Annotated in this window: 8 protein-coding genes; 6 read left to right on the top strand and 2 right to left on the bottom strand. The window is 42.6% G+C overall.

Going from position 1 to position 14,642, the window contains the following annotated elements; translation table 11 throughout:
- The first annotated feature begins 263 nt into the window (after positions 1-263).
- The 5 genes from H6G32_RS13640 (at position 264) to H6G32_RS13660 (ending at position 8,480) form a co-directional block, all read left to right on the top strand.
- Positions 264-1,574 carry an efflux RND transporter periplasmic adaptor subunit gene (locus tag H6G32_RS13640; RefSeq protein WP_190459065.1) on the top strand — a complete coding sequence of 437 codons (1,311 nt, stop codon included), beginning with the start codon at positions 264-266 and terminating at the stop codon, positions 1,572-1,574.
- A 209-nt stretch (positions 1,575-1,783) separates the two neighbouring features.
- Positions 1,784-4,960: an efflux RND transporter permease subunit gene (locus tag H6G32_RS13645; RefSeq protein ID WP_190459067.1), complete on the top strand. Its 3,177-nt coding sequence runs from the start codon at positions 1,784-1,786 to the stop codon at positions 4,958-4,960.
- 103 nt (positions 4,961-5,063) lie between these two features.
- Entirely contained in the window at positions 5,064-6,158 is a 1,095-nt protein-coding gene (locus H6G32_RS13650; protein WP_190459070.1) for an alkene reductase, read from the top strand.
- Positions 6,159-6,358: 200 nt separating this feature from the next.
- Positions 6,359-7,072, top strand: a complete 714-nt coding sequence (locus tag H6G32_RS27200) for a rubrerythrin family protein (protein WP_190459072.1) — start codon at positions 6,359-6,361, stop codon at positions 7,070-7,072.
- A 214-nt stretch (positions 7,073-7,286) separates the two neighbouring features.
- A complete protein-coding gene (locus H6G32_RS13660; RefSeq protein ID WP_190459074.1) occupies positions 7,287-8,480 on the top strand; it encodes an MFS transporter in 1,194 nt (397 codons plus the stop codon).
- 2,427 nt (positions 8,481-10,907) lie between these two features.
- Here the strand turns inward: H6G32_RS13660 and H6G32_RS13665 are convergent.
- On the bottom strand, positions 10,908-11,084 hold the full coding sequence (locus H6G32_RS13665) for a hypothetical protein (RefSeq protein WP_190459076.1): 177 nt from the start codon (positions 11,082-11,084) through the stop codon (positions 10,908-10,910).
- 73 nt (positions 11,085-11,157) lie between these two features.
- On the opposite strand from H6G32_RS13665, the gene H6G32_RS13670 reads away from it, so the two are divergent.
- Positions 11,158-13,755, top strand: coding sequence for a sigma 54-interacting transcriptional regulator (locus H6G32_RS13670; protein WP_190459077.1), 2,598 nt, complete (start codon positions 11,158-11,160; stop codon positions 13,753-13,755).
- A 271-nt stretch (positions 13,756-14,026) separates the two neighbouring features.
- On the opposite strand, the gene H6G32_RS13675 is transcribed toward H6G32_RS13670, so the two are convergent.
- Positions 14,027-14,515, bottom strand: coding sequence for a hypothetical protein (locus tag H6G32_RS13675; RefSeq protein ID WP_199328108.1), 489 nt, complete (start codon positions 14,513-14,515; stop codon positions 14,027-14,029).
- Positions 14,516-14,642 lie beyond the last annotated feature (127 nt).

Raw genomic sequence — 14,642 nt, forward strand, 5'->3', positions numbered from 1 at the left:
AGGTTCACTAGTCTCCAGAGGGAATTAATCGGATCTGGTTTGTTGCCTATCGACCTCTTTAAGGGTCAGGGAAAAGTTTTTTTGCAGCAGGCTAAATATAATTCACCTTTTGGTAGATTTTAAAAAACCATAAAAACAGTAAATTTATATGAGATAGCACAAAAATTGCTTAAATGCCTCATACTTAATTAGTAATTTAAATATCAAAAGATAAAATCCCGATAGAGTTTAAGTAAAATTCTTCCTTAGGTTATTTGTAAGCTATGACATCCCCTGAATCGCAAACTGATTTTGGCAACGATCTTCCAAAGCCCTTATTTGAGCCACCTCCCCAGCCACGGCGGTGGCTTTGGTTATTGTTAGCAACAATACTATTGATGGGGGGGGGAGCAGGTATAGCTTGGCGGTTGCTCTCTCCTAGTAATTCAGCACCTGTAAATGCTCAACCTCCAGGAGTCAGAGTAAAACTATCGACTGTGGAAACAGGCACAATTGAGGATAGTTCAGAGTTTATTGCCAAGCTAGAGTCCCGGCGTTCAGTAGAACTCAAGCCAAGAATTGAGGGTCAAGTTAGCCAAATATTTGTCAAGTCAGGAGATGTAGTCCCAGCAGGAGCGGCAATTCTCCAAATAGACTCAAGACGGCAACAAGCAGCAGTCAGCAGTATCAATGCTGCTGGTCAGGCGGCTGTAGCTCAACTGGAGAATGCCCGTGCTACACTCAAATCGCTAGAAGCTGATCGGCTATCCAACATTGCTGATGTGCAATTGAACCAGCAGGAGTACAAAAGATATTCTGAGCTGGCTGACCAAGGGGCTGTATCTCGACAAACCAAGGATCAGTATGCTAACAGACTCGCTACAGCTAGGGCTAATCTTGGTGCAATTGATGCCAGGATTCAAGCACAGAAAGCTACCATATCCCAGGCAGAAAGATCCTTACAGCAAGCCGATGCCAATAGTAGGGAACAACAAGTCCAACTCCAGTACTACAAAATTACTGCTCCCATTAGTGGCACAGTCGGCAATATCCCCGCCAAAGTAGGTGATTTCGTTAATACTTCCATACCATTAATTACTATCACTCAAAATCGACCTTTAGAAGTCAATATCTCTGTACCACTAGAGCGGGGGCCTCAATTGCGTAAGGGATTACCCGTTGAAGTGATGAACGCTCAAGGTCAGAGCCTGGGTATTAGTGAAGTATCTTTCATTTCTCCTAATGTCGCCGATGGTACACAATCAATACAGCTTAAAGCACTCTATAACAATTCTCAAGGTGAGTTGCGGGCAGATCAATTGGTGAAGGCTAGAGTTATTTGGAGTCAGCGTTCTGGAGTTTTGATTCCCACAACAGCAGTGTCTCGCGTGGCTGGGGAAACTTTTGTCTATCTAACGCAAACAGAAAAATCTCCTCAAGGCGTTTCCCAACTCGTGGCTCGGCAAAAGCGGGTGAAATTAGGCGGGATCACAGGTAATAATTACCAAGTTCTCGAAGGATTACAGCCAGAGGAGAAAATCATTGTCTCAGGGCTGCTAAACCTCAGGGATGGTGTTCCTGTAGTTCCTGAGTAATGGGTAATAGGTTAATAGGTGATAGGTAATAGGTAATAGGTGATAGGTAATAGGTGATAGGTAATAGTTAATAGGGAAAAAGCAAAAAAACATTACCAATTACCAATTACCAATTACCAATTACCAATTACCAATTACCAATTACCAATTACCAATTACCAATTACCAATTACCAATTACCAATTACCAATTACCAATTACCAATTACCATGTTTGTTGACTTCTTTATTAGGCGACCTGTATTTACCAGTGTCTGCGCTATCGTCATTTTGCTGGTAGGAGCAATCAGTATCCCCACCCTGGCTACAGAACAGTATCCAGAGATCAGCCCGACACAAATTATTGTTAATGCTAATTACCCCGGTGCTAGTGCTGAAGTTGTAGAAAATACGATTACAACTGTCTTAGAGCGCCAGATTAACGGCGTCGAAGGCATAAAATACATGACTTCGAGCAGCAGTAATGATGGCAGCAGTACGATTACAGTCACATTTGACGCATCCAAGAACAAAGATATTGCAGCGGTCGATGTTCAAAACCGCGTGTCCATAGCCGAACCGCAGTTGCCAGATACAGTGAAGCAAACTGGTGTCACTGTTAGTAAGCAGTCTAACAACATTCTCTTGGCAATCGGTCTGTACAGTGATAACAAAGAATTCGACAACGTCTTTTTAAGCAACTACGCCGATCTCTACATTACAGATAACCTGAAAAGAATCAAAGGTGTGAGCGAGGCGCGGATTTTTGGTGAACGTCGCTATGCTATGCGCCTATGGCTTGACCCCAATAAACTTGCTAGCCGCAACCTGACTGCTGATGATGTGATCAATGCAGTCAATGAACAAAACTTACAAGTTGGTGTTGGGCAAATCGGACAGCAGCCATCAGCTGATGGTCAGATGTACCAACTTGACTTGAAGGCAATTAGTAGGCTGACAGAACCTGCGGAGTTTGATGACTTAGTGATCAAAACAGGTGCTGATGGCAGTTTGATTAAGCTGAGAGATGTGGGTCGGGCGGAATTGGGTGCTCAAAATTATAGCTCGTTCCTGCGATTTAAGGGCAATGAGGGTGTGGGGGTAGGGATCTATGGTACACCCGGAAGTAATGCCTTGGATGTTGCTAAAGCTGTGAAAGCGGACATAGCGGTACTGTCAAAAAGCTTTCCGCCAGGGATGAAATATCAGGTGGCGTTTGATACAACTCTGGTTGTGGAAGAGTCTCTGGCGGAAGTGTTAAAAACCCTGATGGAGTCAATTGGGCTGGTGGTCTTGGTAATTTTTATTTTCTTGCAAGACTGGCGCACCACCCTGATTCCTGTGATCACTATTCCGTTGTCGTTGATTGGTACCTTTGCCTTTGTGAAAGCTTTTGGGTTTTCGATCAACACCTTGACCTTATTTGGTTTGACCTTAGCTACTGGGATGGTGGTTGATGATGCGATTATCGTGGTGGAAGATATCTCGCGTTTAGTTCAAGATGAAGGGATGAGGCCGCGTCAGGCTGCTTCGGCGGCAATGCATGAGCTATTTGGGGCGGTAATTGCCACTTCTTTAGTGCTGATGGCTGTGTTTGTGCCGGTGGCATTTTTTCCCGGTTCTACAGGACAAATTTATAAACAATTTGCGCTAACGATCGCATTTTCGATCACCATTTCTACCTTCCTCGCCCTCACCTTAACCCCTGCCCTCTCAGCTTTATTGCTGCGTCAAAGACCCAAACCGAAGGGTGTATTTGGCTGGGTGTTTGGTCAGATTAACAGGTTTCTCGATGCTATGCAGAGAGGATATGAGCGATCGCTAAATTTCCTCACTAAAATTAAAGCGATCATCATCACCCTATTTATCCTCTCCTTGGGTCTGACTGGCTGGCTTTATATCAATGTCCCTACAGGGTTTCTCCCAGACGAAGACCAAGGCTATTTCATCACCATTGTTCAAGGACCAGAAGGGGTTTCCCTCAACTATACGAGCAAAGTCATGGCTGAGGTGGAAAAGGAAATCCTGAAATTGCCAGAAGTCTTAGGTACTTTCGCCATTGGTGGCTTTAGTTTTAGTGGCAATACTGCCAATAGCGGCATAATTTTTACCACCCTCAAAGCCTGGGACGACCGTCAAAACCCAGGTCAGTCAGCCCAGGCAATTATTGGTAAATTGAGAGGATCGCTATCGGCAATTACAGAAGCAAGAGTTTTCCCTGTAAATCCGCCAGCAATTCGCGGCTTAGGCAGTTTTAGCGGTTTCCAATTTCAGTTACAAGACAGATCCGGCACCAGCGGCTTAAACGCCATGCTGGAAGTGATGGGGCAGATTATGCAGCGCGGAAATCAAACACCAGGATTGCAAGCTGTATTTAGCACTTTTACCGCCAATACACCCCAGATGTTGATTGAAGTAGACCGCAATCAAGCCAAAGCACTACAAGTCCCAATAGACAATATCTTTAAAACCCTACAAAATAATTTGGGTTCGCGATATGTCAATGACTTTAATTTCCTCTCTCGGACTTATCGAGTATATGTCCAAGCAGATGCTAAGTTTCGCTCTAACCCTGAAGATATCGGTCAGTTGTATGTCCGTTCTCAGACTAATCAGATGATTCCTCTAAGCAGTCTAGTCAAAATTACTCCCACGACTGGAGCACAAACCATCAATCATTACAACTTATTCCGCTCGATTGAAGTTAACGGTTCCCCTGCTCCTGGCTTTAGTTCTGGACAAGCAACCGCCGCAATGGAGAAACTCGCTCATGAGCTTGTACCAGTGAGTATGGGCTATGAATGGTCGGGTTTGACTGCTGAAGAGCAACAGTCTGGTGGTCAAGCGCCGGTGATTTTTGGCTTGGGGCTTATTTTCGTTTTTCTGGTGCTGGCTGCACAGTATGAGAATTATGTTGACCCCTTGATTATTATGCTGTCAGTTCCCCTAGCGATCATGGGGGCGCTGTTATCCCAGTCATTGCGGGGACTGACTAATGATGTATTTTGTCAGGTTGGTCTGGTGATGCTGATTGGTCTAGCGAGCAAAAATGCAATTCTGATTGTAGAATTTGCCAACCAATTGCGAGAACAGCAAGGTTTACCCATTACTAAAGCGGTAGTGCAAGCATCGCAAGAACGTTTACGACCAATTTTGATGACTGCCTTTTCTACTTTGTTGGGTATTTTTCCTTTAGTAATTGCCACAGGTGCAGGGGCTGCAAGTCGCCAATCACTTGGTACGGCTGTGTTTGGCGGGATGTTTATTGCTACTTTTTTGAGTTTGTTTGTGGTGCCGATTTTATATATCGTCATTGGGACAATTCGCGATCGCTTGAGTCCACCCAAAAACCCTCACTATTTAGAAGCAACTCATGATGGCAAGGTTCCTTACAGCAGCAAACTGTAAATTTAACCTTCGTGAAGTATAGTTCACCAAATTAAGCTTTTTGGCGATTTTTGCCGAAGTCCAATGCTTAACTAATTGGCATCTACTAATGGAGATAAAATAAGTGAATTCTGATACCAATCTTTTCACACCAGTTCAACTTGGGCCTTACACCCTCCCCAACCGCATTGTCATGGCACCAATGACTCGGTTACGGGCAATTGACAATATCCCTAACTCGTTGATGGCGACTTACTACGCCCAAAGAGCCAGCGCCGGACTAATTGTGACTGAATGTACAATGATTTCCCCCCTGAGCTTGGGATACATGAATTGTCCAGGAATTTACACAGAAGAACAAGTGGCTGGCTGGCGCTTGGTAACTGACGCTGTTCATCAACAAGGGGGCAAAATTTTTCTGCAACTATGGCATTCTGGGCGAGTTTCTCACTCAGCTTTGCTTGGTGGAGAGTTACCAGTTGCTCCTAGTGCGATCGCCGGAATTGGTTCTTTGCACACACCAGCGGGTAAGGCATCACTGGAAACCCCCCGCGCTTTGGAAACTGAAGAAATTCCCCAAATCGTCGAGCAATTCCGCCAAGGTGCAGAAAATGCTTTAGCTGCTGGCTTTGATGGCGTCGAACTCCACGGTGCTTTTGGCTATTTGATTGATCAATTTCTGCAAGACGGTTCTAACCAACGCACTGATGAGTATGGCGGCTCAATTGAGAATCGCTGCCGATTTTTGTTGTCAGTAGTAGCCGCTGTTGCTAGTGTTTGGGGCGGAAACCGTGTCGGGATAAAGCTTTCGCCCAGTAACACCTTCTACGGAATGCAAGACTCTCAGGCAAAAGATACCTTTAGTTATGCGATCGCTGCTCTCAACCCCTTTGAACTTGCCTATCTCCACCTAATGGAACCGAATGAAATTGATTTAGCAACCCGCGAAGTCATCAACCCCACTACACCTTTATTCCGCAAAATATTCACAGGCACTTTAATTACTAATGGTGGATATGATCGCCCAAAAGCAAATAATATCCTCACCAGTGGTGATGCAGATTTAGTATCTTTTGGCAAGCTGTTTATTGCCAATCCTGATTTACCAAAACGTCTGCAACTTGACAAGCAATTCAATACCCCGGATTCCAAGACATTCTACGCTCCAGATGCCACAGGATACACCGATTACCCATTTTTAGAACTTCAGACGAATTGAAATAAATCCGGAATAAAAATTAGTAATCTTTAAAAGGTTTTCGGTTTTATAATTGTCCCAGACGAGCTAACAAACCGGGTGAATAAATTTGAGATTAGACACGTTTAATACAGCGTGTCTAACTTATTGAGAAATAAGCTCATTAACCTGGTTGTAAAACCTGTTTCGATCCACCAAATAACAGTTCAAAAACACGAATTATGGATTTGTCAAACTTTACTACACTCCAAAACTTAGAATCAGCCTTCGGTGGTGAATCGATGGCCAATCGGAAATATCTATTTTTTGCAGAAGTAGCGCGTAAACTGGGTTTTAAAGACTTGGCGAAACTTTTTAAAGAAACAGCCGATCAAGAAACCGAACACGCCTTTGCACATTTTGAATTGTTACATCCAGAATTAGCTGTTGAAAATCCAGAAGCTTTAACAGAAGAGCAAAAAAAGGAAATCGTTTCTCGCTGCTTATCTTTAGCAATTGAAGGCGAAACCTATGAATACACTACCATGTATCCAGAGTTTGCCGCTGCTGCTCAAAGCGATCGCGACAATCCCGCAGCCGAAGAATTTCTCAAGCAAGTTCAAGAATCTACCGAACATGCCAACACATTTCGAGAAGCAGCACACCGTTTTGGCTTGCTCAAATTCATCGAAAATTACCACGCTGATCGCTACAGCGAAGCTTTAGTAGAATTAAACGGTGGAGAAGCAACAACAAGAGTCGCTGGTGTTGATCCCGCAACTCGTAAATGGGTTTGCAGACAATGCAGCATGATTTATGATCCTGTTGTTGGCGATCCTGATTCCGGAATCGCACCCGGTACAGCTTTTGAAGATATTCCCGAAGATTGGTGTTGTCCAATTTGTGGTGCTAGCAAAAACACTTTTAAACTCCTTGAAGAAAAAGTTGCTGCTTAAAACAGTCATCAATTGATTTTTGTCCATAATCCTGGTTAATCATTAGACATTTCTGGAAACAATGTAGAGACGTTTCAGGGAACGTCTCTACAAAACTTCTGGATAATGCATATTTAAATTCCGTCGTTGATGTCCATTTAAAGCCACAGATGAACACGCTTTGTGTGGTTTAAGGGAATTTTCTGATCAGTAATTTATCTACCTAAAAAATATCATGCATTTACCAGAAGATAAAAATAAATTTGAGCGCCATAAACCAATTTACCAAGAACTTAACTTTCAAATTATTTGTGCAGTTACACTAATTGCTGTTATGGGAGTCTCTAGCGTAACTCCGGCTTTTCCTAACTTAGCTAAAGCCTTAAATATCAACCCAAAAAATTTGGGGTTATTGATTACAGCCTTTACATTACCATCACTGGTATTAGGGCCTGTTATTGGTCTCCTTGCCGATAGATGGGGAAGAAAAAGAATTATCGTTCCTTCTCTATTTTTATTTAGCATTGCGGGGACAGCTTGCGCCTTTGCTGGTGATTTTAACTTATTATTATTTTTGCGATTGCTGCAAGGAATTGGCGTAGCTTCATTAATGTCGCTGAGTATTACCTTAATTGGCGATTTATATACAGGAGATAGACGCACTACCGCAATGGGTTACAGTTCCAGCGTTGGTAGTGTCGGTACAGCAAGTTATCCGTTAATTGGTGGCGCATTAGCTACACTCGGCTGGAATTACCCCTTTATGCTGCCTCTAGTAGCCATTCCAGTAGGGTTTCTGGTGTTGTTTGCCCTCAAAAATGAGGAACCAAAAGGCGATCGCAATCTTCAACTATATTTAACCAACGCAGGAAAGGTTCTCAAAAATCGGCAGTTATTTGGGCTATTTATTGCCAGTACCGCTAACTTCTTCTTGCTGTATGGTGCTCACGTCACATATTTACCACAACTAATTGACGATATCTTCAAAGCACCACCAGCCACAATTGGCATCATACTTTCTAGTGTTTCTGTAGCAATTACAATTACATCTTCCCAGTTAGGCAGATTAGCCAGAAGATATAAACCCACAGCTTTAATTAGTACATCTTATATTTTATATGCTCTAGCCTTGTTAATTGTTCCCTTGATGCCAAGTCTCTGGTTTCTATTAATCCCCACAACAATTTTTGGTATAGGTTTAGGAATCGGCTTTCCGAGTATTCAAACACTATTAGCAGATATCGCACCCAGAGAATATTTAGCAACGGTGATATCAGTCAATGGCACATTTTTTGGATTAGGGCAAACTTTAGGGCCGTTATTGATGGGTATAGCATTTGCTTTTGGCGGCATTAGCGGCGTATTTTTTGCAGCAGCCGGTTTTTCAATTTTGACATTTTTCGTCTTTAGATATTGCACTTGCGGCTGATAGGTTAGTAAGGAGTTATTTATTCAAAATCATGTTCTATCTATATCTATACCATAAAGAGACTTAGCTCTCATTTTATTGAGCTTACTTTGTTTAGCTAAACTGACAATGGCTGCTCTTAATATTTTAGATGCGGCTATATTCCTCTCAAGTGGACTAAGGAAAACATTTCTCAAATTATTTAGTTTTTTATGTAAATAGGACTTAAGGGACAGAAAATAGCAAATATGGGGTATGGTTTGTGTCATTAAAAATTATGATTCGTGCGTTAGGGAACGCACCCTACAGGTAGTTTCCTAAGGCATTAAAAAAGCCTAAAAGATGGTAAATTCCTACGGTGCGTAAGTCCTAGTAAAGTTGGAAGGAAGAAAAACTTTCTTGACTATAAGAGGAGGAAATTGATTTCTAGGCTGAATAACAACGAAGCGCGAAAATTTGAATATATTAGGCCACAAAAGACGTTGCATTCAAAGTTTCTACAGGGGGTTGTGGTTTCCGCTATAAAAAAATAGAGTGGGAGTAGGCATTATCAATCGCCATTTATCTCCCACTCTATCATTTGCTACTGGAGCGCTCAGGAATATTTATAGACACTGGCTGTTACTTAGGGGGGCTACATCACCAACAAAGCCTATACAGATTTATTATTCCTATTGCAGCAAATGTTATAGCCTAATTATTAATACTTGTTTACCTAGTCAATAGTGTAGAACTCATAAAAAAGTGTGCTTTCCTGTCCCTGATGATCACTTGCTAGACAATCTGTACAAGAGTCGCTTGCTAATTTGGTAAACCGCTTAACAACTCCCTTGAATTTGCTTGTCTAATTTAAGATAACTGAATTAATTTGATTGTAGTTGCCAATTTGGCATTTTTTTAAAATTTACTATTGTTTATTTTTATTTTTTGACTGCCTTAATCCTATATACAGCAGATTGCAACTTGGTGAGGTATAGATTATCGTAGACAACATTGTTGTGCCCCTACCCGTGTACTTCATTTACCTGAAAAATGCTGTAAATGATATGTTTGCTTCCAGCGGGTGCTTGGCGTCATTGCATATTTCCCTAAAATAAAAATAGACAAAAAAATAGAGTGGGAGTAGGCATTACCAATCGCCATTACTCTCCCACTCTATCATTTGCTGCTGAAGCGCTCAGGAATATGTATAGACACTGCCCGTTAGTTAGGGGGGCTACGTCACCAACAAAGCCTATACAGATTTATTATTCCTATTGCAGCAAATGTTATAGCCTAATTATTAATACTTGTTTACCGAGTCAATAGTGTGGAAATCATGAAAAAGTGTGCTTTCCTGTCTTTGATGATCACTTGCTAGACAATCTGTACAAGAGTCGCTTGCTAATTTGGTAAACCGTTTAACAAGTCCCTTGAATTTGCTTGTCTAATTTAAGATAACTGAATTAATTTGATTGTGGTTGCCAATTTGGCATTTTTATAGTCTTATTTAGTCTGATTTCCTGAAGTAGTTGGAAGTAAGGGCATATCTAATAGGGCGAAACCAGACTCTAGGGAACATCCATGTTGAAGAAGCTTATTTTTTTAAACTTAGGTAGGATTGCTATATATTAGAACTTACGCATTGACAAACAATGGTGAATATGTTCATCAATTTTGTTCATTGAAACTCCTATAAATTGTGCGTTAGGGAACGCACACTATATGTAGGATGCGTAAAGAGACGCATCGAAAAAGCTTGAAAAAAGGGTAAATTGGTACAGTGCGTAAGTCCTATATATGATGAAATTACACAATTTTGTCAACCACTCTCAATACTGTTTAGTTAGCTTAAGATATCCCTAGTGTTCTGTGAAAAATTGGGATTTTATCTGAACTGTATTGAAACTACTCCAAAAAAAGAGAGTGGGAGTAGGCATTACCAATCGCCATTTCTCTCCCACTCTCTATTTGCTGCTGAAGCGCTCAGGAATATGTACAGACGCTGCCTGTTATTTAGGGGGGGGTTATGTGTAGATTAACGACATTGCCCGTACACCGTTAGTATTCCTATCGCAGCAAATACCAAGTTTTATTATGAATACTTGTTTGCTGAACTAATAATTTGCAATTTATTAGTAGCTTTGGTTTTTCTCCCGGATAATGATTTGTTAGACATTCGTTACAAGAGTCAGTTGGTAATTCAGAAATCCTGGTTAACAACCTGAATTTGCTTGACTCATACAATTTAGCTTGCTTAATTAGATGGTGGTTGCCAATTTGGCATTTTTTTTAAATATTTAAATGTTCGTCACTAACTTCTTAAACCCACTGCGTCTGCTATTAGATGATGTGAAAAGCTCCCTTATTTGATTTGTCAACGACTACGACTGAAAAAAACAGCAGCCAGAACAATCAACCCTAGAAGCGCTAAGGGTACCCACAGGTTAGGTAAATCAGCAAAACTCATCAGCGTTTCCCCATACTAGAGTGCATTTTTGAAATATAAAAACCTATCCCATCGGCCGCGAACTCGAACTCTGTCTTCTGTGAAAATTCATGAGTGGCGCAATGCTTGACAACTTCAGCTTCTGATGCGATCGCCGCGTCTAGGCTGATAAATGCCCCGTTATTAATGTACAACAATTACACACAGTTCTTTTGGTGCGACTTTCAGGGATAATGCCTGTTATCAACCAGGTTGCACGGAGAACTCATAATGACATCTCCAGAAACGGTTATATGGCTACAAGAACGCACGACTTTAGGAATTCTCTCACCTGAAGTGTTGAATGCGATCGCCCAAATCATAGAATCACAAGTTGTAAGCGCAGAAACAACCCTAGTTAATGAAGGTACTTCCCCAGAAGCCCTGTATCTGCTTGTAAAAGGTCAACTAGAAAGCGAAACTACCAATAAAAACAACCCAGCTTTAGCTTGTGGGTTCCTTCCCGGTGCAGTGATTCACCTCCAAGAATTACTGTTAGATGAGTTAACCCCATGCTCAATTACTACAGTAACAGAATGTAATTTATGGGTTGTCCCTGCTGCTAAATTTCGCGCCTTAGTCAGCCAATACCCAGAAATTGCTCAGGCTTTTTCCCGCCGTTTGGCTCAAGAATTAGCGCAAGTCACATCTGCCTTAACTTACGAACAAGAACGTTCTGTAGCCTTGCGACCCTATTTAGTCACCAAAGCCCAACGGGGAATTGTCGGTACAAGTCGCTATGCTGTGCGTCTGCGGGAGCAAATACGCGAAGCCGCCAGTGACCGGGAATCTGTGGAGATTTTCGGGGAACCAGGTTTAGAAAAAGACAATATAGCTGCCTTAATTCACTATGGTTCTCCCCGGCGACGAGAACCGATTATTAAGGTCAATTGTGGCATTCTCCAAACTAGCGGTGCAGACTTATTTGGTCGCGCTGGCGGTAAACCAGGACTGTTGGAATGGCTAGGGGAAGGTACCCTCGTGCTGAACAATATCCAAGAATTGCCCTCAGAGTTATTACCACTATTGGCGCAGTTGTTGCGAAATAACACCTATACCCCCGCCACTCGTCCGGGAGAACCAGCAGCCCAAGCCCGCATCAGTAAAGCCCGCATTCTCATGGTTGCAGAGAAAGCGCTGCCGAGTATCGAACGCTGTGTTGGTCATAGTATTAAAGTGCCACCGCTACGGGTGCGGAAAGCTGATATTCAAGCCCAGGTGCAATATTACATCAGTCTTTACGTCCGGGCTAGAGGCATTGCTAAACCGCAAGTTACCCCAGAATCCTTGCGCCGCTTACAGTCTTATGATTTCCCCGGTAATTTGAAAGAGTTAAAAAATCTGGTAGAAAGGGCAATTGTCCAAGCGGGAAAAGCCCGTGAACTGACTGAAGAAATTTTCTGGCCAGCCCAATCTAAGAAAAAGCAATTTCGCGTCAATCTATTGAATGTCTATCCTGATTTGCGGCGGTTTTTGCGGAGTCCTTGGTGGCCTGATCGCTTAAACTATGGGTTTACCGTCGTAGTTTTTGCCTTGATGATTGGGGTGTTGTTTCTCGGACCGCAAACACGCGATCGCAATTTCGCCTTAAATCTATTTTGGGCTTGGTGGTGGCCTTTCTTCCTCTTCCTCTTTCCCTTTTTGGGTCGGATTTGGTGTTCTGTCTGCCCTTTCATGATTTACGGAGAAATTACCCAAAAGCTTTCGCTGATGCTGTTTCCTCGACAACTTAAGCGCTGGCCAAGGGAACAAGCAGAGAAATGGGGCGGATGGTTCGTATTTGGACTATTTACCCTAATTTTCCTCTGGGAAGAACTTTGGCATTTAGAAAACACAGCTTACCTTTCTGCTTGTTTGCTGCTGTTAATTACCGCTGGGGCGATGATTTTCTCTACCATTTTTGAGCGGCGGTTTTGGTGTCGTTATCTTTGCCCCATTGGTGGCATGAATGGGTTATTTGCTAAACTCTCAATGACTGAACTCCGGGCACAGCAAGGCATTTGTTCTGCCAGTTGCACCACTTACCAATGCTACAAGGGTGGGCCGCCAAAGGGTGAGGGGATGGAAACTAACGGCTGTCCGTTGTATTCGCACCCAGCACAGTTGGAAGATAATCGAGATTGTGTGCTGTGCATGACTTGTCTCAAAGCCTGTCCCCATCGTTCCGTTGAGTTTAACTTGCGTCCCCCAGGAATTGAATTGTGGACAACTCATGTACCCCGCAGTTATGAAGTGGCTTTGTTATTGTTGCTGTTGGGTGGGGTATATCTGCATCGATTGCCAGAATTGCAAACTTGGCTGGGTTTAGAAATCGATTTAACTCAGTTTTGGCCACATTTGGGTTTATCGTTGCTGGCGTTAATTATCCCTGTGGCTATTCCTTTTTTAGGATACGGATTAATCCAAGTTTCTTACAGGTTGACTAATTACATTCAACGTTCTCAAGGGAAAGTTCAAAATCGTGTTAAGCCTCGACCATTTGTTGAACTTGCCTATGGCTATTTACCATTAGTGTTGGGGGGAAACTTGGCTCATTATCTGCGTTTGGGTTTGGGTGAAGGTGGGCGAATTTTGCCAATTACTTTGGCGACTTTTGGGTTAAATGGGGAGCAGTTACCGATATTAGTGGCACATCCTGCGGTGATTGCCTTTTTGCAAGGTTTTACCCTGATTTTTTCTGTGCTGTTAGCCATAGTTTTAACCCAAAAAATTGCCCGTCAACCGATGCGATCGCCTTTGGCGCTGCGCTCCGCGCAATCGCTTTTTTGGCAACACTTGGGCGCTATTGGCTTGGGGGCTAGCATGTGGGTGCTGATCATCTCGCAGTAAAAAGCCGTTGCGGTTGGCAAATAATAATAGACATAGCAGTACAAATTAAATATGCATGATGCATAACCCTTGTAGAGACGTTGCATGCACCGTCTCTACATTCTTCCCCAGAGATATCCTTTGACATTCTAGTAGTGCGTCAAGTTTAAATTGATGGATAAGCAAGTTCGTAGTCAGGACTTTAGTCCTGATTGTTCTAAGCACTCTCCGTGCTTACTACAAACCATCAAAACTAAGTTGACAAAATATTAGTACAGCATGGCAGAAAAAATTAATCGGCGATCGCCCACCGGACATAGGGACGAGAAGCTAGAATAGTGCGATCGCTAATTTCAGACGGATTAGAGGGCGTATCTTTTGGTAGCTGGACTCGGAAATAAACATTGCCCTTTTGAAAACTAACGCGATAAGTATTTCCTTCGCTACTAGCGCTACCAACGCAGGTAGCATAAGCTTTTTTCAATGTCCCTCGGTATTCCACGAACTTTTTGCCCGATGATACCAACTTGGCTGGAAGTGCGATTGCCAATGTGTCGGCAATTACCGTATTTTCTCCACCACCTTCGTAGTAACGAAAGGTATTCCAAATACCGAATGTTTTGGGACAATTACCGCTTTGACGTTGTACCTTTAACTGTTCATTAGGCGGAGTTTTTGGTAGTTGTGGCTTTGGTGTTACAGCCAAGGTGTTAGCTGCTGTTGTGGTTAACAATGTTGATAACAAACCAAAAGCGAGGGTAATTTTTGCTAAAGTTTTCATGATCTTATGTGTTGTTAAGTTTCTTTGCAGAAATTTTGCCAAAAAACTTCTGCTATCTCAATACATTGACTCCGAGAATCTTGTCAAAGTGCCATCACATTTAAACTTATCAGGATGTTAGGGTCTA

Source organism: Cylindrospermum sp. FACHB-282, from assembly GCF_014697195.1.
Classification (GTDB): domain Bacteria; phylum Cyanobacteriota; class Cyanobacteriia; order Cyanobacteriales; family Nostocaceae; genus Cylindrospermum.